The following is a 23,889-nucleotide window of genomic DNA, read 5'->3' on the forward strand; positions in this document are numbered from 1 at the left end:
CAACTAGTTGCATCGTGGCTATTCTTTTTGAATAAGGGGTAGTTGACACTTCAACTTAGGCCTTCCACCTCAACGTAATCGTTAAATGACAGCAATCTGCTCCATCCACAGATGATGCTAGCTTTAAATTTATGCCATCTGGGTTGTAATCCACTTCGACCCCAGAGTGAACACCGGTAGATTTCAATAGCTGTTCAACTTTATCCTTTTGTCCTTCCTGTGCAGCACTCATTACCTCTGTTGCGAACTCTTTAGAATGAGAAAGCTTTTGAAGAATGACGCTAGCCTCTTTCATTAATTGTTGCATGGCACCGGCAGATTCTGTAAAAAACGTAGAATCAACTGGGGGATATGGACGATACATATGTTCATGGTGGCTATACATAGCTGGATAAATAGGAAAGTAGCTGTTTCTTGGATAATAATGTGGTTGCGGGTATTGATGATAAAACATGGAAATCCCTCCATAATCGATTTTTTTCTGACACTATAACACTACAATATGTGAAAAAATCGATTTGGAGAGTTGTCAAACTCAAACAGTTATCGTTTCCCCTTACCGTTAAGTTGTCTTAATACAAGTCTCTCCCATATTTTCCAAGGGAGTAGGTGCTTCACAAATAGAGAAAGTTTTACCCCTTTTCCAACAGTATAACGAAGCGAGGGAGTTTTGTTAGAAGTTGCAATAGAAACTACTAGATTAGCAACTAGAAATGGATCACCATAACGCTGGCTTTCAGCTAGCATTCTCTCGTTCATACTTGAAAACAAAGACTTGTATGGCGAATTTGGATGACCCGCCTTTTTCGATAGATAAGTACCACTGGACCAAATATTTGTCTGAAACGAACCTGGTTCGATAAGGATGACATCTATACCAAAGGATTTAACCTCTAGTCGTAAACTTTCACTATAACCTTCTAATGCATGCTTAGAGGAAGCATAAGGGGAAAGGGCAGGAAATCCTATTAAACCACTGATTGAACTTATATTAATGATTCTTCCAAAACCCTGACTTCTCATTAAAGGAAGGACCGCATTAGTGACACGAATAACTCCGAAAAAGTTCGTGTCAAACTGCATTTTATACTCAGAGATAGTGAGCTCTTCCGTAAAGCCAGCTACCGCAAAACCTGCATTGTTTATGAGGATATCGATACGATTGATTTTCCTTAAAAAGACTTGAAATTGCACGATTGATTGCTCATCTGTCACATCCAATAATACAAAAGATAGTCTCTTTAGTTGTTCTTCAGATAAACCGTCTAGCACAATACTTTTTTTGTCTTCATTCCTAACTGTGGCGATTACTTGATACCCTTCTTGCAAAAATCTTTTTGTAAAAGCTTTACCAAACCCTCCAGATGCACCTGTGATGAGAACTGTTTTATGGGTCATACACTTTTCCCCTTTCAATCAAAATAGAGTGTCTATTATATGTAACTAGACTGTAAATTTGGCCCACCCAAAAACGTTATAGTATTAAATCTTGTACGACTCTCATAGAGTAGAACAACTAGAAATAATGAAAAGATGGGGGGCGTATGGTCATACAAAATCGAAAAATGCTTGTCCAAGGAACAGCGAAAAAAGATGTGCAGCCAGATATTGCATATATTCAATTAGGCGTTGTTACGTCTAGTCCTAATGTCCAGGAAGCGCAAGAAGAAAATAGAGTAAAGGCGAATCAATTGGTTCAAGCCTTATTGCAAATGGGGATTCCGCAAAACGATGTAGAAACCGCCTCTTATACATCCTTCCCAAGATACACAGATCAAGCAGGTAGTCCTGTTTTAACCTCTTATGAGGTGCGTCACATATTTCGGATTACAATAAGGGATATCACCGAAGTGGGTTCTGTCATAGATGCGGCTTTCGAAAATGGAGCGAATATTACTGAAAGTCTGTCTTTTGAAGTTTCTACCTATGACAAAATATACCGTCATGTGCTACAGCTTGCTGTTCTAAATGGCTACCAGAAGGCATGTGCTATTGCGGGTACACTTCAAGTGCATTTGCACCCAGTTCCTATAAAAGTGGAGGAAGTAACACAACAAACGTTTTTTGGACCGAGATACACGACCTTTGCGATGCAGGAAAAAGCAAGCACTCCTATTGAGCCCAAAGAAATTACAATAACCGCAACGGTGAATTTGGAGTATATGTACTAACATGTAAAACAGACCGTATCCTTTTTCATGTTATGGACATGAAAGGGCGGTCTGTTTTTCCGCTAATCGAACGTAAATGATTATTCCTATTATAGGTGATATCTAGAGATTGGCTCAACTAATATCACAATAAAATCTTGTAATTTATTTCGCGATGGTTCGAACTACATGTTGTCATCTAAGGAGGAGGAAGAAATGGAGTGGGATTGGGCATACGTATTTTCAATATTATTATTCTTTTCTGTATACTTCATGGCTGCAGTAGTATTATTAAGGAAGAACTAGAATTAGGAGGAGAAAAAGGTGGAGCTTAAAGATACACTAATTGATGCATTAGGAATAGAAATTGTGGAATTATCAGAAGAGAGAGCCGTTGCAACGATGCCAGTTGACAAGCGTACACATCAACCTTTTGGTTTACTGCATGGGGGAGCATCTGTTGCCTTAGCTGAAACGATAGCAAGTATAGGAACCTTTAACTTAATTGATAAAGAAACTGAAATTTGTGTAGGGCTAGAAATTAACGCCAACCATCTGAAGGGGAAAAGGGATGGTTTGGTAACAGCGATTGGAACGGTTCTCCATAGAGGGAAGACCACGATGGTCTGGGACATAAAAATAGTGGATGAAAATGCAACACTCATATGTGTTTCACGCTGTACGATGGCAATTTTAAAGAAGCGATAAATTCAACAAAACGCTAGGAAAGCTTAATTGGCTTTCCTAGCGTTTTGTTTTATCTTTTATTAAGGCTATTTTCGTAAAGATTGTTGCTTTAAGCTGGTGAAAAGTCGGCATTTGGACTTTTTACCGTCATTTTGCTTAGAAAATAGAAGAAGGCTCTCGATTACATAATGGAAAAGAGCACGATTGCAACAATAATGACGGGTTGATTCTATTTACGAAAAGCAACAAAGTATGCGAAAACAGCCTTTATTAAAGAATTATTTTGTTTTTTGAGTGCAAATGCTTTAAGCTTTCTCTTTCACTAAGTGGTGCTAATTTATTCTTGCCCCTGACAATCGAGATATACTAAGTTTCGACCGTTTTCTTCGTTCCTTCTTGATGTGTGATGCTATATAGCAACAATAACCCAGAACATAAGAAGATAAAGCTAGTCACATAGAATACAGTCGATATACCATAAAAACTAGAAATAATTCCACCCATCGCAGGTCCAATAACATTACCAAGAAAGCGGAAGCTTACATTGTAGCCATGGACCTCTCCTTGCATGGAAAGAGGTGCCGCTGTTCGAATGTAGGCTGTCATACATGGAATTAATCCCCCTACTACCATCCCAAAAAGAAAACGAAACAGTACAAGTTGCCATAAGGATGTAGCAAGTGCTTGTGGAATGAAGAGTAAGGAACTTAAGAACATTAAGAGGACAATTACTTTTTCGTGCCCAATCTTATCCCCAAGTTTTCCCCAATTTCGCGAGACTAGTAAATTACCAAACCCTGTTGCCGAAAAGGCAAATCCTGCAAGTAAAGCTAGATTAGCTGCTCCGGTTAATTCATTTACATAGAGTGCTAGTAGAGGTTGGATACTAAAATTGGCGGCTTGAATAAGTAACGATAAAAACATTATTTTTAAAAGCATTGGCTTATGAACAATATATGCTATTACTTCTTTTCGCGTATAGTGCTTTTCCTTGCTATCTAATGGTTCTACTTTCTTTTCCTTGATTCCGAATGCTACGAGTATAACGGCAAAGTAAATAATCCCTGCTGTAATAAAAAAGGTATAGGTAAAACCAAAGGAGTCTGCTAACATTCCACCAAGCAAAGGACCTAATAAACCTCCGGTAACGGTCCCGGTTTGTAAGGTGCCCAGCGTTTTTCCAGCGATTTCTTTTGATGTTTGGGCGGAAATTAACGCCATTGAAGTTGGAATGAAACCAGTTGCAAGTCCCATAAACATTCTTAAGATAAAGAGTTCATGGACGCTGCTAACAAAGCTCATTAGTAGGATACTAGTTGCTATTCCTGTGCCAGTTAGTATCAAAATTGGTTTATAGCCATACTTATCCCCAATTCGTCCCCAGATTGGTGAAACGAGAAATGCTGTAAGAAAGGTAATACCAAAAATAAAACCAGACCAGCGTTGAACGTAGGAATCGGAGTAATTCCCGAACGTATCGATGAATAAAGATAGAAAGGGGAGAATCATTGTCGCACTCGCAGCAACGAAAAAGTTCGCAAACCACATGATGAACATGTTTCGTCCTGACTTTGAAATTATACTCACCTTCTTTAGAAATTTCGATTTATAAATATTTCGTATAACTAAATAATAACGCAATAGGTGAAAAAATCAACAGGCAGGCATCAATACAAACGCATATTTTTGAAAATTAAATCAATTAGAGTACTTAAAACAGTAACCATCGTGATATAATAAAGTAATAAAATTCTGAAAATTAAGAGAAGGGAGGGTATATATGAGTCTTCCTCCATTATTTTTATTTATTGATTTTGAATTTACGATGCCTGAAAACAAGCATTATCCCCGAAACTTTTTTCCTGAAATAATTGAGGCAGGAATTGTAGCGGTCGAACATGACCAGATTATTCAGCAATACTCTGCTTATATACAACCCAAAGCATTTCCTACTTTAACAGATCGTTGCAGATCCTTTTTAAGTATCAGTCAGAAGAATGTGGATGAAGGAGTCAGTTTTTTTGAACTAATCAACGTTTTGGAGTCATTTGAAGCGCATCAAAGAGGCTCAGTCATAACGTGGGGTAATATGGACATGAGAGTGTTAAAGAATAACTGTGATTACCACGGATTATCTTTTCCGCTACCATGTAAGCAAATCGATCTATCTATGGAATATAAACGATTCTTTGGTGATCAGAATCAAACGGGATTATGGAAAGCGGTACAAGAATATGGGAAAGAAGGAACTGGGAAACATCATCGGGCTTTAGACGATGCACTTACCACCTATAATATTTTTCGTTTAGTGGAAAAGGATAAAAGCTATTTAGCAAGACCTAAACCAACAACGATAGGTGACAGAATCGATTTATCCAAAATAATGAATAAGTTCGCCTTATAACAAGCCAAATCACCTACAAAGTGATTTGGCTTTTGTGTGTCCACTTAAATTTTGTATTCTTTCTCTAATATCTCGAGATTTTCTAGGCACTTCTTCGCCCAAACACTTGAATCATCCTGAAGGGATTGCTTAGAATTTTCTAATGCAATTCTTAAGGATTCTTTATAATCCATTACTTCCCCCTCATATATTTTGGCCATATTTTTGGGAATATTAGTTTGTTCGCGAAAAGCCAGTGCGCGTCTTTCGTGGAACAATGGCACATCTACTTCCTTTGGTGCATGTAAGTCTCCTTGTTGTGGGTGTTTTAAAACTGCTTTTACCTTTACTAAATAGTGCATCGGACGAACATCTGTCACCTCTCCAATGTATTTTCCAGTTTTATAGATACCTGTTACAATCGTTCCTACAATTATTTCATCCATCGATAGTCCCCTTTCTCGTGTAAAAAGATGATTTTTCCTTTTGTTTCTAGTAATATCTTCTTTAAAGAATAGAATATGGAGTGTGAAGAACTTTGAAGAAGATATGGCTTTTAATGGTGGCTCTCCTACTTATTGTATCAGGTTGTGGCCAAGGAACAACTAACAATGATGCAGTAGAAGAGGATCAAGAAGGTTCTGGTCAAGTTACAAATCAGGATGAATTAGCAAGCGAAGTAGAAATTGAAACGTCAAAAGGGAAAATTGTAGTGAAGTTATTTCCAGAAGCTGCACCTAAAGCAGTAGAAAACTTTGTTACCCATGCAGAGAACGGCTATTATGATGGCTTAATCTTTCACCGAGTCATTCAGGATTTTATGATTCAAACTGGTGATCCCCAAGGTACAGGTATAGGGGGAGAGAGCATCTGGGGCGAGCCTTTCGAGGATGAGTTTGATCCAACTGCTCTTCACATAAATGGTGCACTTTCAATGGCTAATTCAGGACCTAATACAAATGGTAGTCAATTTTTCATTGTACAAGCCTCTGAGGTTACAGAGGATATGATTTCTCAGATGGAACAAGCGAAGTTTCCTCAAGAAACCATTGATTTATATAAAGAACATGGTGGAACCCCATGGCTTGACTATAAACATACTGTGTTTGGACAAGTTATTGAGGGCATGGAAATTGTAAATGCTATTGCTGAAGTAGAGGTAGACGAATCAGCGAAACCAGCAGAAGACATCGTAATCGAAAGTATGAAGGTTAACCAATAATAGTCGCTTTATTTCATCTGAGAAATAGATTTTGCTATAATTAACATGGTTACATTTAGAAAGGTTGTGTTGCAATCATGTTAACGTCATTTGTGTTACAGTTGTTTCTCTATTTTCCAGAGGATAAAACTGAATATATTCCAGCAGTTTTTAGTTTTGCGGTGTTTTTAATTGCTGCCATTGTCTTATTTCGAGTGATCATTAAAGTATCGAATAAAGAATCACAAGAAGCGAAGGAACTAGAGGATCGATTAAAACGAGATAAAATAATAAAAGAATAAGTATATGTAGAGGTGAATCCAATCGGATTGACCTCTTTTTTTTGAAACAAGATAAATACTTTTCCTCCTCTACGGAGAAACTGAGTATAAAGGAAATAAAGGAGGATCGTATGCGCAGACTAACATTGAGCTTAAGTTTACTTCTAATATTCGTCTTAAGCGGCTGTATGGAAGAGAATATAACGGCTTTAGATGTGGAAATATTTAATGCAACAGGTGATAGTTTAGGAGTAGCGAAGGTTTCGGAGGATCCTAATGGCGTTAAAGTGGAGCTCAATTTAGAGGGGCTACCGCCTGGGGAGCATGGAGTACATATACATGAAGCAGGACTTTGTGAAGCACCGGACTTTAAAACGGCGGGGAATCACTTTAACCCAGATGATAAAGAGCATGGACTGCTTCATCCAGAAGGGGCACATGTGGGAGATCTACCGAATATTATTGTAGATGAAGATGGAACTGTAGTCGCAGAGCTTATGGCACCTGCTGCTACATTGAAAGAGGGGAAGACTTCTCTTTTTGGAAAAGACGGAACTGCCATTATTATTTCAGAAAATCCTGACGATGGAATGACCCAACCTTCTGGGGAATCCGGAGAGAGGATTGCGTGTGGTGTTATCTCGAAAGAGGTCGCTGAAAAGAAAGAAGCGGTAGAAGAACCAGTGGATGAAGCAGAAAAAGAATAACGGGAAAATAAATGATTCTATTTGACTAAGGCACACAGGTATAATTCTGTGTGCTTTTTTGTATATATAAAAAACCTTGAAGATTACAGTATTTTTGCTGTAGTAATCCTTTTATGCTTGTCGGAGCTGAACGAGCCGCTTCCACTTTTCTTGTTGTATTATTAAAGAAATATTCGTAATGTTATTGACATAGTTTGTACTTTTGGGATAATTTTAAATTTATAGATAAACTTCATTATGGTAAAGTGTTTTGTTAAGATAGGGAAGCACGTAATATTTTTTGCTTAAGTAATTTGTTTTTTTTCTACTTACAAAGTAAAGCGGGGTTAGTTTACAACGAGCTGTAGATTAAAAGGGGGTAACATCTTTGGAGATACTACTAATACGACATGGTCAGTCGGAAGCAGACCTTATAAATGTGCATGAAGGTAGAGCTGATTATCCATTAACTGAACTTGGTAAAGAGCAAGCCAAGAGGTTAGCCTGTCGATTAAACGAACACTGTCCTCCCGACATCATTTGGACGAGTACATTAAAAAGAGCTTCAGAAACGGCAACTATTTTAGCTGATGAAGTTGGCTGTATGTTAATGAACGAGCCGAATTTAATGGAATATAACAATGGCGTGTTGGCTGGTACGCCGAAAGAAACTGTTGCAAGTAAGTACTCAAACCCAGCTGAAGGTAGAAAGCCGCATGAACGAGTGCAGAATGGTGAATCGGAACTTGAATTTCGGATGAGGGCTGAAATTGTTTTCTCTAAGATTTTGGCAGAAAGCTATTGTGTTGCCAGAATAGCAATCGTATCTCATGGAGGAATGATTTCAAACCTTTTAAAGGCGTTTTTACAATTACCAGTAACAGCAAATGTTAGCTTTTATACAGGTGATACTGGCATGCATTTGTTAAGAAAGAATGGGGAAAAGCATGTCCTAGTTTCCATGAACAATACGGAACATCTAATTAAGGTGTAAAAATGGGTTGTGCAATCATAGCATAACCCATTTTTCCTTATGAAGTAAGAAGGTATTACGATTAAAAACTTGGAAGTTGAACGAGCTGACTTATCTTTTCTTATGAAAAGGCGATTTTCAAACGCTTTAATCCCTCTATTAGTGTTTCTCTAGGGCAAGCAACGTTCATACGGACAAATCCATCGCCTTCAGGTCCGAATTTCTTTCCGAAATCAAGGGCAAGTTTTCCCTTCTTTAATAGTAACTCTTTTAGTTCATTATCACTAATCCCTAGGTGCCTACAGTCTATCCATAGTAAATAACTTCCTTCAGGCTTGCTGACGCATAAAGCGGGAAGTTCTTCTTGAATAAATGCAATGGCTGTGTCCATGTTAACTTCTATATAAGATAATACTTGATCTAACCATGGTTCTCCAAAACGATAAGCAGCTTCCATTGCGACAATGGCAAAGGCGTTTAGTGTAAAATGCCCTTGCTTCATTTGGAATAAGTTTATCTTTTCACGAATCTCCTTATTTGGAATAAGCATTACAGCGGCTTGTAATCCAGCGATATTAAAAGTTTTAGTAGGTGCCATACATGTAATACTCATTTGTGCGAATGTATCAGAGATTGAAGCGTAAGGGGTATAGTTATGTCCCGTGAGTACATGATCGCCATGAATTTCATCGGATACAACCTTTATGTTATGCTTCACGCAAATATCTCCTAGCTTCTTTAGCTCTTCCTTCGTCCATACAGTTCCACCAGGGTTATGAGGGTTACAAAGAAGGAGCAGCTTCACATCCTCATCAATCTGGCTTTCAAAATTAGCCCAATCCATATGATAACGACCGTTTTCAAAATGTAAAGGACTAGTCACCAATCTTCTATCATTCCAATTAATCATGTCAAAGAACGGATAGTAAACAGGTGAAAAAATCATTACTTTATCATTTGGTTGGGTTAAAGCTTGTATGGCAACACTCAAGGCCGGAACGACACCTGAAATATAAGTGAACCACTCAGGGAGTACGTCCCATTTATGACGTCTTTTTATCCATGCTTGTACTGCTTCCGAATTGGAGGAGGGGACACTAGTGTATCCATAAATTCCGTGTTTTATCTTTTCAATTAATGCATCGTTAACTACTTGAGGAGCTGTAAAATCCATATCAGCAATCCACATCGGAAGTACGTCCTTACACCCGAAAAATTTATTCGTTTCATCCCATTTTATACTAGAAGTCCCGGTTCTTTTTATAAGTTGATCTAAATTATATGTATTCATATGCTTATATCCCCCTTTACTTCTTATATCTTAGAAAATATGTTTAAACTTGTCCAATACACATAAAGATAGTGTAAAAATCGGTTTACCACGTTAAAATGACAAACACTCAACATTTATTTGCAAAAGAGTTATAATAAAAAAATCAATGAGAAGTAAGAAAGCAAGGTGGATGGAAATGAAACCAAGCATCAATGTAAGGTTGATGGAGAACCTATTGCAATGGGATCCATTAGGATATGGCGTAGACGCATATGATACAGAATGTGTAGATGTTGTACAAGCTGTTTACGAACTGGATGATATAACTAATTTAGCGAAAAAAATACAAGCAATTTATGAGTTTTCATTCGAAGAAAACATTCCTCTTTCTCAATGTAAAGAAAAAGCGCTAGAATTATTAGAAATCAAGAATGAGGACTCTTCCTGTTCCTTGTAAAAGAGAAAAGCATCATGCTTCTCTCTTTTATTTTTTTCCGAAGAGACTCACCGATAGTCCGCGAAAAGCAAACATCTGGTACGGAAATCAGAGGGTGTTCAAAGGCGACACTCTATTTTCAAGGTAGCCATTAATTTTAATAAGATGTCTGTACAAAATTTAAAATATTATCACGAACATGCTCAGGTTTTTCTTCTGGTAAGAGGTGTCCAGTTTTTTTATAGGTAATTAAATCTGAATTTGGTAAATCCTTGTTTAACCTTCGTCCTATTGCTACTGGTACTACCTTATCTTCTTCGCCCCAAATAAGAAGACTTGGCGTTTCAATTTTTTTCAAAATATCAGTAGCTAAGTCGCCTTCACGGTCTCTGATCATTCTCGTTAGGGCATGGAAAATTTGATCATCATAAAATGGTTTGGTATAGCCTTCAATCATCTCGTCGTCAATGAGAGAATGATCATACACCACATTGAGCAAATTATGAAGCGGCCCTTGTTTAGCTAACTTATATTTAAGATATAGATAAAAATAAGGCATTTTGGAAGAATAAATAATAGATGGCGGCAATCTTTTTAAATAACCAGAACTACAAAGTAAAACGACTTTTTCTACTAGTTCAGGCTTTTGATTGCTGACATTTAGTGCAATTTGCCCACCCATCGAATGCCCAATGAGCACAGTCCTGCGAATTTCTAGTTTTTTCAACAATGCTATTACCACTTTTGCTAGGTTTTCGTAAGAATAAACAAATTTCTTCGACTTTTCACTTTTACCAAACGGTGGCAAGTCAATCGCAAGAATAGTATATTCCTTTGTGAGCAAGGGAATAAGCCTTCTAAAGCTAAAGGAAGAAGACAGAAATCCATGTATCATGACAAGTGTCGGTTTCGTGGTAATGTTCGTATTAGAGTCATGATAAAACTCGTAGAATACATTAATTCCGTTTATATTTTCTGTGAAATAATTGCTTCTCATCTTCCAACACTCCAACAATATTTAATACTGGTATTTTAACCTCTCAAATTTTTTTCAAACATGTGTAATTATGTTAATAATTTTTGTAAAATAACAGTAACAATAGCCAAAGGATTATTTGTTATAATGAGACATTGTCTTTAGAAGGAGCTGGAGTTAAAACAATGCAACTTACAGAAAAAGAATTAGATTTGCTACAAATTATTGAAGATAACGGAAGAATAAGTGTGGAAGTCCTTGCAAAAATGGTGAGTTTAACAGAAGAGGATACCACGAAAATTCTTCAACAATTAGAGGAACAAAAAGTTATTGTCGAATATGGTGCCATTATAGATTGGCGCAAAGTAGATAACTTTGAGGGAGTAACAGCAATGATTGATGTAAAAGTAACTCCAAAAAGGGATGTTGGATTTGATGAAATAGCTAAAAATATATATCGTTTCCCAGAGGTGAAAGCGGTATATTTAATGTCAGGTGCCTATGATTTATCAGTTGTGGTGGAAGGTAAATCTCTGACTCAAGTTGCGAATTTCGTTTCGGAAAGGCTCTCGACATTAGATTCTGTAATTTCTACTACTACACATTTTATTATGAAAAAATATAAACATGATGGAACGATCTTTGATCAAGGAGAAGATGATCGCCGAATTGTGGTGTCACCATGAAAAACAGAGTAGCGGTTCATGTGGAAAATTTACAACCATCTGGTATCCGACGTTTTTTTGATTTAGCGGCCAATATGGAGGGAGTTATTTCATTAGGTGTAGGAGAACCAGACTTCGTTACATCGTGGGGTGTACGAGAAGCATGTATTACTTCCTTACAAAATGGTTATACCTCTTATACGGCCAATGCTGGTTTACTGGAGCTTCGAGTAGGGATTAGTAAATACTTAAAGCAACAATTCGACGTTACATATAGTGCAACCACAGATATTATTGTAACGGTTGGAGCGAGCCAAGCTTTAGATTTAGCTATTCGCGCAATTGTTGACCCAGGTGATGAAGTAATTGTGATTGAACCTAGCTTTGTTTCTTATGCTCCGTTAATTGAATTAGTTGGAGGGAGAGCCGTTCGCGTTGGAGCTGATGCCCAAAATGGTTTTTCGATACTTATGGATGATTTGGAAAGTGCTATAACAGATAGAACAAAAGCCATTCTCCTTTGCTTCCCTAATAATCCAACAGGTACGATGTTAAGCAAAGAACAATTATTAGAAATTAGTTATTTAGTGGAAAAGTATGATTTGCTTGTATTGTCTGATGAAATTTATGCAGAGCTTTGCTTTGACACAAGTTTCACAAGCTTTCCTACTTTGCCAATGATGAAAGAGCGAACAATTCTAATCTCGGGCTTCTCAAAAGGTTTTGCTATGACAGGTTGGCGATTAGGCTTTGTAGCAGGTCCGACGGATATTATCGAGGCGATGTTGAAAATCCATCAATATGCGATGATGTGTGCCTCTACAATGGCTCAATACGGGGCAATAGAAGCATTGAAAAATGGCCGAAATGATATTGAAGAAATGAAAAAGAGTTATCGTAGAAGAAGAAATTATTTTGTTTCATCTTTAAATGAAATCGGCTTACCTTGTCATCTTCCGGGTGGAGCATTCTATGCATTTCCTTCCATCCAACTTACGGGCTTAAGTTCTCAAGAATTTGCGGAACAACTTTTAATGGAAGAAAAGGTTGCGGTTGTACCTGGAGATGTATTTGGTGCGAGTGGTGAAGGATACGTCAGATGCTCCTATGCATCAAGTATGGAGCATCTTCAAGAAGCAATTAAAAGAATGGAACGCTTTGTGAAAAAATATCGCTAAGTATAGTTGATTTAAACAGAAAAAAAGAGGGCCAAATCCACCGTGGATTTGGCCCTTAAAAAGGGGGAATACTAGAAAGCCTTGATACTTTTATTATTCCCGAAAGTTAATAAGATAAACATATTTTGAAAATTCTTTTATATTATCAGTTAAAAGTTTATTACTTGTATTTTTTTTCATAAAGAACTTGCATAACCTTTAAGAAATCTTCATCAGAGAATTCCTTTGCTTTACGAAGGATTAATTTTGCTCGTTTTATCCCAACTTCTTGAATTAATTGTTCTAGTTCATGGTCCAATCCATGTGTATTAGTTTGGTTGATTGATTCTAATAATTCCGAAGCTGGAACGTCAAGTACTGTTGAAATCTTTAAAATTGTTTGTACATCGGGTACATGTTGGCCGCTTTCATACTTCTCAATTGTTGCCGTCCCTACTCGCAATTTTAATGCTAGCTCATTTGTTGTCAGATTTGCACGTTCACGATATTGACGAATATTTTCTCCAATATTTTTCATCTTAATCGCTCCTTATTTTCCTGTTTTATATCTTCATCATAGCACTCTTTTATTGGTAAAAGTTTGAACAATTATTGTTTTTTTCACGACATTTAATTTTAAGTATTTCTCTAATATATACACATAAAAAAGAATATAGTTGTGTTGATTTTGGATATATACGAAGAAATCCACGAATAATAAAATGACGGAAAGAAAAATGAAAAAGTATTTTTTGAAAAAAAGTAAAAAGTGTGGTATAATTTTTTATTGCGTTCAATGTGTATAAAAATTAAACTATTTAGGAGTGTTTTCATGTCTGATAAATTTGCATTAGGTAGTGTTTTAACAGGAAAAGTAACAGGTATTCAACCTTACGGTGCGTTCGTAGCACTTGACGAAGAAACGCAAGGACTTGTTCATATTTCCGAAATTACTCACGGTTATGTGAAAGATGTTAACGAACATTTAAAAATGGGCGATGAAGTTCAAGTAAAGGTTCTTTCTGTTGACGCTAAGTCTGGAAAAATCAGCTTATCTATCAAAGCTACTCAAGAAGCACCTGCAGAAGCTCCAGCAGCAGCTGCACCAAGAAAACCTAAAAAGCGCCAAGCGACTGTAGTGAAAAACCATACAGAAACACCAGTAGGCGGCTTTAACACTTTAAAAGACAAATTAGAAGAGTGGATTGAGCAATCTAACCGCGAAGATCTAATTAAAAAATAATAAAGATTTAAATGAGACACCTACATTTTGTGGGTGTTTTTTTTGTGTGGTTTTGGGGTTGGTTCTTTGGATGTTATTTGGGGGATGTTGTTTTCATAAAGAAACCGCCTCTTTTGTATTGGGAAGAGGCGGCGTGAGGTTTTGTTATCTGGTTGTTCTTGGCTCTATTTCTCTCTCGTGTTGTTCTGATGGTATGAAGAGTAGACCAAGGTTGATGAGGCCTGCGATTCCTACTAGACCGTATATAATCCGAGATAGGGCTGCACCTTGTCCACCAAAGATCGCTGCTACTAAGTCGAATTGGAAGAAGCCGATTAGCCCCCAATTTATTGCACCAATAATGGTTAATACTAAAGCAATACGTTGAATTGTGCTCATAACATTCCCTCCTTGAGAATATAAGTGCTTCCTTTATATAATTTGTAAGTATGAAAAAAATATTCATAAACGATGTAAAAATGTTAGAAGCTAGCATAGATATCAAGCTAATTCTTTGCAAGGGATGGATAAATCAGCCATAATCAGTGAAAAAGGGAGGGGTTTAATCATGGAAAATTTCACGTTTTATAATCCAACTAAATTGATTTTTGGAACAGGGCAACTTGGGGTGCTTCCACAAGAAATGGAGAAGTACGGGAAGAATGTACTGCTTGTATATGGTGGAGGAAGCATCAAAAAGAGTGGTCTTTATACGGAAGTGGTAGATGTTTTACATAAAGCTGGAGCGACAATTACAGAACTATCGGGCGTAGAACCGAATCCCCGTCTAACTACAGTAAAAAAAGGGGTTCAATTATGCCGTGAAAATAGCATTGATTTCATCTTAGCGGTTGGTGGAGGAAGTGTTATTGATTGCACGAAGGCGATTGCTGCAGGCGCGAAATATTCAGGGGATGTTTGGGATATTGTGCTTAGAAAGCATATTGCAACGGAGGCAATTCCATTTGGAACGGTCTTAACTTTAGCAGCTACAGGGTCGGAGATGAATTCAGGATCCGTTATTACAAACTGGGAAACACAAGAAAAGTATGGATGGGGTAGTCCAGTTACATTTCCGCAATTTTCTATCCTGGATCCTAAGAACACATTTACGGTTCCGTTAGACCACACCGTATACGGTATTGTTGACATGATGTCCCATGTGCTTGAACAATACTTTCATCAACCCACTAATGCACCATTGCAAGATAGAATGTGTGAGTCCGTATTACTAACAGTGATGGAGGCAGCGCCTAAATTGTTAGAAGACCTTGAAAGTTACGAGCATCGCGAAACCATTCTTTACAATGGAACGATTGCTTTAAATGGAATGCTTCAAATGGGTTATCGAGGAGATTGGGCAACACATGGTATTGAGCATGCAGTCTCTGCAATTTATGACATTCCTCATGCTGGTGGTTTAGCTATTCTCTTCCCGAACTGGATGATGCATGCATTAGATGAGAATGTCGAACGCTTTAAGCAGTTAGCCGTTCGCGTGTTTGGCGTGCAAGACACAGGTACTGAGGATCGTGAAGTAGCGCTTGAAGGTATAAGAAGGCTTCGCGAGTTTTGGACCAGCCTAGGGGCACCTACGCGTTTAGCTGATTATACAATAGATGACACCCATATTGAAAAAATGGCTGAACATGTCATGTCTAGAGGTCCTGTAGGGAATTTTAAATCACTATCTTATGAAGATGTAAAAGCTATTTTGATAGCATCATTATAAAAGGCTTATGAAAAGAGGCATATAAAAAAACAGCTAACGAATTTCGCGTTAGCTGTTTTTCATTTCTTGAACCGTCTTTGGTTTTTCTTTTGTTTTTAAATCATCTTGAACTGAGTTCTTCCAAAGAGGAACTTTGGAATAGTAAGCAGCTCTCGTTACTAAGTGTCCTGCTACAGGTCCAGTAATAAATACGAAAACGATTCCTAACACGACTCTTGCACTAAAATAGTTATCGGCAAACCAAAAATATAACAAAGTAGCTAATAGTACTAAGAGAACACCAAGCGTGGCGCTTTTGGAGGCTGCATGGCTGCGACAATAAATATCTGGAAGGCGTAATAGCCCTAATGTTGTAACTAAGCTTAGGAGAGAACCTAATAAGACAATCAACCCGATAAAAATACTAATTGTTTCGGTCATATTCGATTATCTCTCCTTTCTGTAAAAACTTAGAAAATGCAACTGTTCCTACAAATGCAATAACCCCAATGAGAAGGATGACTTCAAGGAAAGCATCAGTTCTAAGCATAATAGATGTGATGGCTGTAATAGCAATCAAATTTATCCCAATTGAATCAAGCGCTAATACACGATCCGGAATGGATGGCCCCTTGATGACTCGATAGACAAGACCTAATGAAGAGATAGAAAAAAACAATAAACTAATAGTAAGTAAAGTATCTAAAGGAGTCTCAAACATTTATCTTGTCACCTCCATAATCGCCTTTTCAAAGCTATTTTTTATATCCATCACAGCTTGATCGACATCTGGAATATTGATGGCATGGATGTATAGTACTTTATTATCATCGGAGATATCCATCACTACCGTTCCAGGGGTTAAGGTAATCAAAAGGGAAAGTAAAGTAATTTCCCAGTCGCTTTTTAACTCGGTGGGCATCGCAAAAATGCCGGGTTTAATATCTAATTTCGGACGTAATATATCTCGAATAACTTGAATGTTAGCTAAAAGTAATTCTCTTAAGAAAAGATAAAATAGCTTTCCTATTGCTATTATTCTTTCAAAATAAAATCGGCCAGGAATGAAGCGGCGCATCATAAAAATGATCACTACCCCCCAGAAATAACCGACAAAGAAAGAGGGGAAGCTCCAATCATTTTTTAGAAACATCCAGGTGAGTGCAATAATTATATTAATTAAAATTTGAAAAGCCATTAGAAACTACTCCTTTAAAACTGCTTGGATATAGATGGAAGGATCCATCAGTGTTTCTGCTGCCTGCCATACATATGGATAAACAAATTCGGCTCCTAAACCAAGGAAGGCAGAAATTGCGATAAGTATGACAGATGGATAAATGAGTCCTTTAGTTGAACCTTTTTCCTCTGCTTCAGAGAGTACTTCCTCTTTGAAGAAGCAATTCATAAAAATTTTCATGACGGATAAAAGTACTAGTAAACTAGATAGCAACATGATCGCTACAAATACATAATGTCCGCCACTTAGTCCACCATCCACTAACATCACTTTCCCTACAAATCCACTCAATGGAGGAATACCAGCGAGTGCTAGGGATGCGGTGAAAAACAGCCAGCCTAATAAAGGATGGCGTTTAATCATCCCGCCCATTTGTTTAATCTTATCTGTACCAGTGACAACGAACATTGCTCCAGCTAACAAGAATAACGCGCCTTTTATTACCATGTCGTGAATTAGATAATAAATGGCACCGGCATATCCAGTTTCAGTTGCCATCGCTAGTCCGTAAATGATGACTCCTATTGCTGTCACAATATTGTATATCAATATTTTTTTTACATCCCAATAAGCCATTGCGCCAATCGCTCCAACCAAAATGGTGATTCCCGCTAATACAGCGATAATCAGATGGGTAATTTCTGGTTCGTGATAGAAAATTAGCGTAAAGATGCGGAAAATAGCGTAAACCCCTACCTTAGTTAATAATGCTCCAAAAAGTGCGGTTATCGGGTAAGGAGGAGCTTGGTAAGAACCTGGTAGCCAGAAATAAAGTGGGAAAATCCCGCCTTTTAGCCCAAATACTATTAAAAATAAAATGGCGATGACAGTCAGTAAGCCTGTTTGACCAGATTCTGCTACTCTGCTTGAAATATCAGCCATATTTAACGTGCCTATGACTCCATATAGGTAAGCAAGCGCTATAACGAATAAAGCAGATGAGATAATGTTCACAAGTAGGTATTTAAGAGACTCTCGAAGCTGAATGCGAGTACCACCTATCACTATTAATGCGTAGGATGATATTAACATTACCTCAAAGAATACAAATAAGTTGAAGATATCACCGGTTAAAAATGCACCCATTACACCAGTAATTAAGAATTGTGTAAAGGCATAGTAGAAATAGTTCTCTCGTTCTTTTCCGATGGAACGGAATGCAAACAATACACAAGTGAAACTAACGATAACACCTGTTAAAACTAATAGAGAAGAAAACATATCAGCTACTAGTACAATTCCGAATGGAGGTCGCCAACTTCCTACCTCTAAAGTTTGTATCCCATTTGTAAATACTGTTTGAACTAATACGAATGAGGCAATTGTTGTTAAAGATAACGCAATCACACTAATCACTTTTTGTAGCTTTAGCTTTTTAGGGAAAAGCAAAAGAAGTGTCCCTGTAATTAAAGGGATTAGTATGGGTAAAATTACTAAGTTATTCATGATTATCATTTCCCCTTAATTGATCCATATCGTCTGTCTTCAGTTCTTGATATGCACGATAAGCCAGTACGAGTAAAAAGGAGGTAACACCGAAAGCAATAACAATTGCTGTTAATATTAGTGCTTGTGGAAGCGGGTCTGTATAGACATCTGCTTCTTGTCCAAGCAAGGGTGCTGCTCCACTCTTTAACCCACCCATCGTTAAAAGGAAAAGGTGAGCGCCGTGTGATAAGAGTACGGTTCCAAATATAATTCTCAAAATACTTTTTGATAGCATTAGATAGGTAGCAGTTGCAATTAAGATGCCTGCTACTACTGTCATTAATAGTTCCATTATTCGCTCTCTCCAATCGTTTGAATAATGGTCATCGCTACACCGACAACAACTAAGTAAACACCTAAATCAAAGGCTAAAGTAGAAGCAATCGCGGTTTCTCCAAGGATAGGTAACTCAATATAGTCAAAAGTATGAGTTAAAAAAGGAACATCAAAAAAGAATGAACCGACCCCTGTTAAAATAGAAATTAACAATCCACTTGCAGCTACTGTTAAAAAATTTATCGGAAAAACTTTTTTTATCGTTTTTAAGTCAAATGCCAATAGTAACAGAACTAGGGCTGCTGATGTCATTAATCCTCCAATAAAGCCTCCGCCAGGCGTATAATGTCCGGCAAAGAATAGGTAAAAGGAGAAGATGATAATGATAAAAGCTAAAATAGTGGTGACGGTTTGCAAAATCAAATCATTTACTTTCACCATTTACTCCTCCTTTCTTGTCTGAAAGACGAAGCTTAATAAGGGCATAGATTCCAAAAGCAGCTATAGTTAATACCGAAATTTCAAAAAGTGTATCGAATCCACGGAAATCGACTAAAATTACGTTAACCATATTCTTTCCGCCTGCCTCTTCATAAGAAGCTGTTTCGAAATACTCAGATATCGATTCGAATAGTCTAGAACTATTTACAGAGAATCCGATTAGGATAACGATTAATCCAACTCCTATAGAGATGATAAAATTCGTCAGTTGAAATCTAACTCGATTCATTTCCTTCGCTAATTTTGGTAAATGATAAAAACATAGTAGGAATAATGCGACAGACACAGTTTCCACTATCAATTGTGTTAATGCTAAATCTGGTGCTCTAAATAATACGAAAAACAAAGCCATCGAATAACCGACTACACCAAGTGAAATAATTGCAGCCAAACGGGATTTGGCAAATACAGTGGTTAGTGCTCCAATTACCATTACTAATGCAAGAATCACTTCATATGCTCCTATTGGAGAAACGTTTGTAAGACTCACTTTAAACGCATTTGTTTTAAGTAACAATCCACCAAGTAAAAGTATAATAAAACCGAATATTACCACAAGGTAGTCACGAAGAAATCCTGTCATGTATGTGCGTGTAAAAACAAAGGAGCCTCTATCCAGTCCAACTAAAGCTCCGTCATAAAGCCTATTTAAGGCTAGACGCTGTGGGAACCAATCGTAAATCTTCCCCCATTTTGCAACAGTTAGATAAAGCAACGTTCCGACACTAATGACCCCAATAGTCATAAATAATTCCGTATTCCATCCATGCCAGAAATAGATATTTACTTCTTTCACAGTGAAATTGCTTGGGAGAATGGAATGTAAAGTTGCCTCAATTATGTTCTTTAAAATCATTGGGAAGAATCCAAAGATAATCACTAATGAAGCAAGGATAATTGGAGGAATTAACATACCAATTGGCGCTTCATGTGGTTTCTTATCAAAGTTTTTTGGTTGATATTTTCCAGTAAATGTTTTGAAAACAATTAACATACTATAAATAAATGTGAAGATGCTTGCCACCCATGCTAAAACAGGGAATAACCAACCGATTGTTTCAACATTCCATATCCCAATCTCTGTGACACTAAGCATTCCAGTAAAGAACATTTCCTTACTTAAGAAGCCGTTAAATGGCGGCAGACCAGCCATGGAGAAACAGCCAATTAAAGCTAGAGTGAACGTAATTGGCATAATGTTCATCAAACCGCCGAGCTTACGGATATCCCTTGTCCCAGTTTCGTGATCTACAATACCAACAACCATGAACAAACTACCTTTAAATGTTGCATGGTTTATTAAATGGAATACTGCAGCTAATGTGGCTACCGTGTAGATATTTTCATCTAAATAATCATAGTAGACAGCCGCACTTCCAACTCCGAGAAGTGTCATAATTAAACCGAGCTGACTTATAGTGGAGAAGGCTAGCACCGATTTTAAATCGGTTTGCTTTACCGCAGAGAACGATCCCCAGAATAAAGTAATGATACCGATGACGGAAATAATCCAAAACCACTCAGGTGCTCCTGCAAATACAGGACTCATTCTAGCTACAAGGTAAATTCCAGCTTTCACCATAGTAGCGGAGTGTAAATAAGCACTAACTGGTGTAGGCGCTTCCATCGCATCTGGTAACCAAATATGGAACGGAAATTGTGCGGATTTTGTAAATGCTCCTAGTAAGAAAAGAATTAGTGCTGGCACAAATAACTCATGGCTAGTAACGACATCTACATTCGCTATTATTTCCCGTACGCTGAAGGTGCCTGTCATATTGTAAAGGAGAACGATACCCGCAAGCATGGCAAGTCCACCGAAAACAGTAATGACCATGGATTTTAACGCACCATAGCGCGATTTTTCCCGTTTATACCAATAGCTAATTAATAAAAAGGAAGAAATACTAGTTAACTCCCAGAAAGAATAAAGAACAAGAAGATTGTCGGATAATACTACTCCGAGCATCGCTCCCATAAACATTAATAAATAGACATAAAATGTGTTAAGCGCTTCCTTTTCTTTTGGGAGATAATAAATAGAATAGAGAACTACTAAAGCACCTATTCCTGTTATTAGGAGGGCAAATAGTAAACCTAATCCATCTAAATATACACTGAAGTTAATTCCCATAGAAGGAATCCAACTCATCGTGCTTAATAGTGCCTCGCCGTTCATGGTTATGGCTAGAAAACCAATAAAATATAGAAACAAGGCAAGTGGGAGGATTAAAACAAACCACCCGGTATGTATTGGCTTAAAGTACTTATGCAAAAATGGTACAAATATCGCCAATAAAAACGGCGATAAAATCACTAAATGAATCAGTGACAAGACGCAAACCTCCTTCAATTTCTTTTAAAACTTTCATACAAAACAAAGCACAACAAAATAAAGCACTTTTTTTATAAGCACTTTTCCATGTTTTAATTGAAAGTAATGTAAGAATAAATACTACTAAAGTAAAGTATATACTAAATCAAAACCTTGTGCATCATAGCAGATTCTTAGTATGGTCTGATTTTTCCTGATGTATTAAATAAATAGAAACTCGGTAAAATAAATCGAAAATTTTTTTTGAAACTGCATAAAATATTGTTTAATTAGCCATTCTATATTTAGGGTGGTGGTAGATATGACGAAAACAAAAGCAACTGTGGCTCTCTCCATATTTTCCACTTTATTTGCTGGTGCTTGGTGGTTTAATACAGAAATGAAGAGTGATTTCAATGAACAAATGAACAACTCTAATTCAGGGGTTGTGTTAATGAACACTAGTCAAATGGAAGGTCAAGGCAGCCTAAATGTCATTCAACCATTTAAGCCCCGTGAATATATCAGAGTTGTAGTTGCAAAAAAGCAAGAGGAAAAGAAAGAAGTAGAACCTTCTTAAGTGAATTTAATGTTTATTTAGTTAGAAGCGGTTATACACATCGTATAGCCGTTTTTCTATGGGAACAATTAAAAATTTTGATTAATTTTACACTGTATCCGCTTTCACTGAGGGAGCATTCTTGATATATTGAACTTATTTCTGTAAAGTGAAAATTGGAATAGTAAATCTGTATTAGGAGGGTTTAACATGGTACATATTCGTTTCGATTATAACAAGGCTCTATCTTTTTTTGGGGAACATGAAATTACATATTTAAGAGATGCTGTAAAAGTTGCGCATCATTCACTGCATGAGAAAACAGGCGCTGGTAACGATTACCTTGGGTGGATTGACTTACCGACTGCATATGACAAAGAAGAATTTTCTCGTATTGTAAAAAGTGCGAATAAGATTAAAAGTGATTCCGATGTTTTATTAGTGGTAGGGATTGGTGGCTCTTATCTTGGAGCTCGTGCTGCGCTTGAGATGCTAAACCATTCATTCTATAATGCTTTGACAAAAGAACAGCGTAAAACACCGCAAGTAGTTTTTGTTGGTAACAATATTAGTTCTACTTATATGAAGGATTTAATGGACCTAATAGAAGGAAAAGATTTCTCTATTAATGTTATTTCTAAATCCGGTACTACAACGGAACCAGCATTAGCTTTCCGTATCTTCCGTAAGATTTTAGAAGAAAAGTATGGCAAAGAAGAAGCTCGTACACGTATCTATGCTACTACTGATAAAGAGCGTGGAGCGTTAAAAACTCTTGCATTAGAAGAAGGATACGAATCATTCATTATTCCTGATGATGTAGGTGGCCGTTACTCCGTGCTTACGGCAGTAGGTCTATTACCTATCGCAGTTTCAGGTGCTGATATAGAAGCGATGATGAAGGGAGCGGCAGATGCAAGCCAAGAGTTCTCTAACTCAGAACTAGAAGAAAATGCCGCTTATCAATACGCAGCAGTTCGAAATGTCCTTTACAATAAAGGAAAAACGATTGAAATGCTAATCAATTATGAGCCAGGATTGCAATATTTCTCTGAATGGTGGAAGCAGCTATTTGGCGAAAGTGAAGGGAAAGACCAAAAAGGAATTTTCCCAGCATCCGCAAACTTCTCTACAGACCTTCATTCTATGGGTCAATATGTACAAGAAGGACGCCGTGATCTATTTGAGACAATCATCAAGGTTGAAGATTCAAGACACGAGTTACTTGTGGAAGAAGAAGCATCTGATTTAGATGGTTTAAACTATCTTGCTGGCAAAACAGTAGACTTTGTAAACACAAAAGCTTATGAAGGTACGTTACTTGCTCATACTGATGGAGGGGTACCTAATCTAGTGGTGAACATCCCAGCGATGGATGCTTATACTTTTGGATACCTCGTTTACTTCTTTGAAAAAGCGTGTGCCATGAGCGGATACTTATTAGGCGTAAATCCTTTCGATCAGCCTGGAGTAGAAGCTTATAAAGTGAACATGTTTGCTCTTTTAGGGAAACCAGGGTTTGAAGAAGTTAAAGCCGAATTAGAAAAACGTTTAAAATAGAATGTAAATGAAAAACGAAGCTGCCGAGTTTATGGGTGGCTTCTTTTTTGTTTGGCTTTGTTAAAGTACAGCGGTGTTTAACAAAGCCTTTTGTTTTGAAAAATGCCGTATCAGAACTTTTGTATATAAGTTTTTACTAAGGGAAACCTA

At 37.2% G+C, this 23,889-nt stretch carries 29 protein-coding genes; 14 read left to right on the forward strand and 15 right to left on the reverse strand.

Annotated elements, in window-relative coordinates; translation table 11 throughout:
• Nucleotides 1-55: 55 nt before the first annotated feature.
• Together BK580_RS04515 and BK580_RS04520 are read right to left on the reverse strand one after the other, a co-directional pair.
• Nucleotides 56-454, reverse strand: coding sequence for a YuzC family spore coat inner layer protein (locus tag BK580_RS04515; RefSeq protein WP_078379209.1), 399 nt, complete (start codon nucleotides 452-454; stop codon nucleotides 56-58).
• An 89-nt stretch (nucleotides 455-543) separates the two neighbouring features.
• Nucleotides 544-1,398: an SDR family oxidoreductase gene (locus tag BK580_RS04520; protein ID WP_078379210.1), complete on the reverse strand. Its 855-nt coding sequence runs from the start codon at nucleotides 1,396-1,398 to the stop codon at nucleotides 544-546.
• Between the two features lie 146 nt (nucleotides 1,399-1,544).
• Between BK580_RS04520 and BK580_RS04525 the strand changes: the two genes are divergently transcribed.
• Nucleotides 1,545-2,171, forward strand: a complete 627-nt coding sequence (locus tag BK580_RS04525; protein ID WP_078379211.1) for an SIMPL domain-containing protein — start codon at nucleotides 1,545-1,547, stop codon at nucleotides 2,169-2,171.
• Between the two features lie 303 nt (nucleotides 2,172-2,474).
• Nucleotides 2,475-2,858, forward strand: a complete 384-nt coding sequence (locus tag BK580_RS04530) for a hotdog fold thioesterase (protein WP_078379212.1) — start codon at nucleotides 2,475-2,477, stop codon at nucleotides 2,856-2,858.
• Between the two features lie 345 nt (nucleotides 2,859-3,203).
• Here BK580_RS04530 and BK580_RS04535 read toward each other — a convergent pair whose 3' ends face one another.
• Nucleotides 3,204-4,394, reverse strand: coding sequence for an MFS transporter (locus BK580_RS04535; protein WP_169864818.1), 1,191 nt, complete (start codon nucleotides 4,392-4,394; stop codon nucleotides 3,204-3,206).
• Nucleotides 4,395-4,617: 223 nt separating this feature from the next.
• Here BK580_RS04535 and kapD point away from each other — a divergent pair, with 223 nt between their 5' ends.
• On the forward strand, nucleotides 4,618-5,241 hold the full coding sequence (kapD, locus tag BK580_RS04540) for a 3'-5' exonuclease KapD (protein ID WP_078379213.1): 624 nt from the start codon (nucleotides 4,618-4,620) through the stop codon (nucleotides 5,239-5,241).
• Nucleotides 5,242-5,285: 44 nt separating this feature from the next.
• On the opposite strand, the gene BK580_RS04545 is transcribed toward kapD, so the two are convergent.
• Nucleotides 5,286-5,666 carry a kinase-associated lipoprotein KapB gene (locus tag BK580_RS04545; protein ID WP_078379214.1) on the reverse strand — a complete coding sequence of 127 codons (381 nt, stop codon included), beginning with the start codon at nucleotides 5,664-5,666 and terminating at the stop codon, nucleotides 5,286-5,288.
• A gap of 92 nt (nucleotides 5,667-5,758) precedes the next feature.
• Between BK580_RS04545 and BK580_RS04550 the strand changes: the two genes are divergently transcribed.
• The 4 genes from BK580_RS04550 (at nucleotide 5,759) to BK580_RS04565 (ending at nucleotide 8,382) form a co-directional block, all read left to right on the forward strand.
• On the forward strand, nucleotides 5,759-6,442 hold the full coding sequence (locus BK580_RS04550; RefSeq protein WP_235863992.1) for a peptidylprolyl isomerase: 684 nt from the start codon (nucleotides 5,759-5,761) through the stop codon (nucleotides 6,440-6,442).
• Between the two features lie 77 nt (nucleotides 6,443-6,519).
• On the forward strand, nucleotides 6,520-6,723 hold the full coding sequence (locus BK580_RS04555; protein ID WP_078379215.1) for a hypothetical protein: 204 nt from the start codon (nucleotides 6,520-6,522) through the stop codon (nucleotides 6,721-6,723).
• A gap of 110 nt (nucleotides 6,724-6,833) precedes the next feature.
• Nucleotides 6,834-7,409: a superoxide dismutase family protein gene (locus BK580_RS04560; protein ID WP_078379216.1), complete on the forward strand. Its 576-nt coding sequence runs from the start codon at nucleotides 6,834-6,836 to the stop codon at nucleotides 7,407-7,409.
• Between the two features lie 367 nt (nucleotides 7,410-7,776).
• Entirely contained in the window at nucleotides 7,777-8,382 is a 606-nt protein-coding gene (locus BK580_RS04565; protein WP_078379217.1) for a histidine phosphatase family protein, read from the forward strand.
• 100 nt (nucleotides 8,383-8,482) lie between these two features.
• Here BK580_RS04565 and BK580_RS04570 read toward each other — a convergent pair whose 3' ends face one another.
• Nucleotides 8,483-9,652, reverse strand: a complete 1,170-nt coding sequence (locus BK580_RS04570) for a MalY/PatB family protein (protein ID WP_078379218.1) — start codon at nucleotides 9,650-9,652, stop codon at nucleotides 8,483-8,485.
• A gap of 178 nt (nucleotides 9,653-9,830) precedes the next feature.
• Here BK580_RS04570 and BK580_RS04575 point away from each other — a divergent pair, with 178 nt between their 5' ends.
• On the forward strand, nucleotides 9,831-10,091 hold the full coding sequence (locus BK580_RS04575; RefSeq protein WP_408055234.1) for a DUF1871 family protein: 261 nt from the start codon (nucleotides 9,831-9,833) through the stop codon (nucleotides 10,089-10,091).
• A gap of 136 nt (nucleotides 10,092-10,227) precedes the next feature.
• Here the strand turns inward: BK580_RS04575 and BK580_RS04580 are convergent, their stop codons facing one another.
• Nucleotides 10,228-11,067, reverse strand: coding sequence for an alpha/beta fold hydrolase (locus tag BK580_RS04580; RefSeq protein ID WP_078379220.1), 840 nt, complete (start codon nucleotides 11,065-11,067; stop codon nucleotides 10,228-10,230).
• A 164-nt stretch (nucleotides 11,068-11,231) separates the two neighbouring features.
• Between BK580_RS04580 and BK580_RS04585 the strand changes: the two genes are divergently transcribed.
• Both BK580_RS04585 and BK580_RS04590 read left to right on the forward strand, forming a co-directional pair.
• Nucleotides 11,232-11,732 (forward strand): Lrp/AsnC family transcriptional regulator, encoded by a 501-nt coding sequence (locus BK580_RS04585; RefSeq protein WP_078379221.1) that lies wholly within the window; start codon nucleotides 11,232-11,234, stop codon nucleotides 11,730-11,732.
• Nucleotides 11,729-12,889: an aminotransferase gene (locus BK580_RS04590; RefSeq protein ID WP_078379222.1), complete on the forward strand. Its 1,161-nt coding sequence runs from the start codon at nucleotides 11,729-11,731 to the stop codon at nucleotides 12,887-12,889. Before BK580_RS04585 ends, BK580_RS04590 begins: the two co-directional genes overlap by 4 nt.
• A gap of 160 nt (nucleotides 12,890-13,049) precedes the next feature.
• On the opposite strand, the gene BK580_RS04595 is transcribed toward BK580_RS04590, so the two are convergent.
• A complete protein-coding gene (locus tag BK580_RS04595) occupies nucleotides 13,050-13,406 on the reverse strand; it encodes a helix-turn-helix domain-containing protein (protein ID WP_078379223.1) in 357 nt (118 codons plus the stop codon).
• Nucleotides 13,407-13,700: 294 nt separating this feature from the next.
• On the opposite strand from BK580_RS04595, the gene yugI reads away from it, so the two are divergent.
• The gene (yugI, locus tag BK580_RS04600; RefSeq protein WP_078379224.1) at nucleotides 13,701-14,111 is read left to right on the forward strand and encodes a S1 domain-containing post-transcriptional regulator GSP13; all 411 of its coding nucleotides are present in this window, start codon (nucleotides 13,701-13,703) and stop codon (nucleotides 14,109-14,111) included.
• Between the two features lie 144 nt (nucleotides 14,112-14,255).
• Here the strand turns inward: yugI and BK580_RS04605 are convergent, their stop codons facing one another.
• Complete coding sequence (locus BK580_RS04605; RefSeq protein ID WP_078379225.1) at nucleotides 14,256-14,489, reverse strand: DUF378 domain-containing protein; 234 nt, start codon at nucleotides 14,487-14,489, stop codon at nucleotides 14,256-14,258.
• A 169-nt stretch (nucleotides 14,490-14,658) separates the two neighbouring features.
• On the opposite strand from BK580_RS04605, the gene BK580_RS04610 reads away from it, so the two are divergent.
• On the forward strand, nucleotides 14,659-15,822 hold the full coding sequence (locus BK580_RS04610; protein WP_078379226.1) for an iron-containing alcohol dehydrogenase: 1,164 nt from the start codon (nucleotides 14,659-14,661) through the stop codon (nucleotides 15,820-15,822).
• A gap of 48 nt (nucleotides 15,823-15,870) precedes the next feature.
• Here BK580_RS04610 and mnhG read toward each other — a convergent pair whose 3' ends face one another.
• Genes mnhG through BK580_RS04645 form a run of 7 tightly spaced genes read right to left on the reverse strand, consistent with a single transcriptional unit; the run spans nucleotide 15,871 to nucleotide 21,641 of the window.
• Nucleotides 15,871-16,242, reverse strand: a complete 372-nt coding sequence (gene mnhG / locus BK580_RS04615) for a monovalent cation/H(+) antiporter subunit G (RefSeq protein ID WP_078379227.1) — start codon at nucleotides 16,240-16,242, stop codon at nucleotides 15,871-15,873.
• Nucleotides 16,226-16,522 carry a Na(+)/H(+) antiporter subunit F1 gene (locus BK580_RS04620; protein ID WP_078379228.1) on the reverse strand — a complete coding sequence of 99 codons (297 nt, stop codon included), beginning with the start codon at nucleotides 16,520-16,522 and terminating at the stop codon, nucleotides 16,226-16,228. The genes mnhG and BK580_RS04620 overlap by 17 nt, the downstream gene beginning before the upstream one ends.
• Nucleotides 16,523-16,999, reverse strand: coding sequence for a Na+/H+ antiporter subunit E (locus tag BK580_RS04625; RefSeq protein WP_078379229.1), 477 nt, complete (start codon nucleotides 16,997-16,999; stop codon nucleotides 16,523-16,525).
• 6 nt (nucleotides 17,000-17,005) lie between these two features.
• Nucleotides 17,006-18,487, reverse strand: coding sequence for a Na+/H+ antiporter subunit D (locus tag BK580_RS04630; protein WP_078379230.1), 1,482 nt, complete (start codon nucleotides 18,485-18,487; stop codon nucleotides 17,006-17,008).
• The gene (locus tag BK580_RS04635; RefSeq protein ID WP_078379231.1) at nucleotides 18,480-18,821 is read right to left on the reverse strand and encodes a Na(+)/H(+) antiporter subunit C; all 342 of its coding nucleotides are present in this window, start codon (nucleotides 18,819-18,821) and stop codon (nucleotides 18,480-18,482) included. The genes BK580_RS04630 and BK580_RS04635 overlap by 8 nt, the downstream gene beginning before the upstream one ends.
• On the reverse strand, nucleotides 18,821-19,246 hold the full coding sequence (locus BK580_RS04640) for a Na(+)/H(+) antiporter subunit B (RefSeq protein WP_169864821.1): 426 nt from the start codon (nucleotides 19,244-19,246) through the stop codon (nucleotides 18,821-18,823). Before BK580_RS04640 ends, BK580_RS04635 begins: the two co-directional genes overlap by 1 nt.
• Complete coding sequence (locus tag BK580_RS04645) at nucleotides 19,230-21,641, reverse strand: Na+/H+ antiporter subunit A (protein ID WP_078379232.1); 2,412 nt, start codon at nucleotides 21,639-21,641, stop codon at nucleotides 19,230-19,232. The genes BK580_RS04640 and BK580_RS04645 overlap by 17 nt, the downstream gene beginning before the upstream one ends.
• 301 nt (nucleotides 21,642-21,942) lie before the next feature.
• Here BK580_RS04645 and BK580_RS04650 point away from each other — a divergent pair, with 301 nt between their 5' ends.
• Both BK580_RS04650 and BK580_RS04655 read left to right on the forward strand, forming a co-directional pair.
• A complete protein-coding gene (locus BK580_RS04650) occupies nucleotides 21,943-22,200 on the forward strand; it encodes a hypothetical protein (RefSeq protein WP_078379233.1) in 258 nt (85 codons plus the stop codon).
• Between the two features lie 189 nt (nucleotides 22,201-22,389).
• On the forward strand, nucleotides 22,390-23,739 hold the full coding sequence (locus tag BK580_RS04655) for a glucose-6-phosphate isomerase (protein WP_078379234.1): 1,350 nt from the start codon (nucleotides 22,390-22,392) through the stop codon (nucleotides 23,737-23,739).
• The last annotated feature ends 150 nt before the right edge of the window (nucleotides 23,740-23,889 follow it).

Source organism: Sutcliffiella halmapala (assembly GCF_002019665.1).
Lineage (GTDB): Bacteria > Bacillota > Bacilli > Bacillales > Bacillaceae_I > Sutcliffiella_A > Sutcliffiella_A halmapala.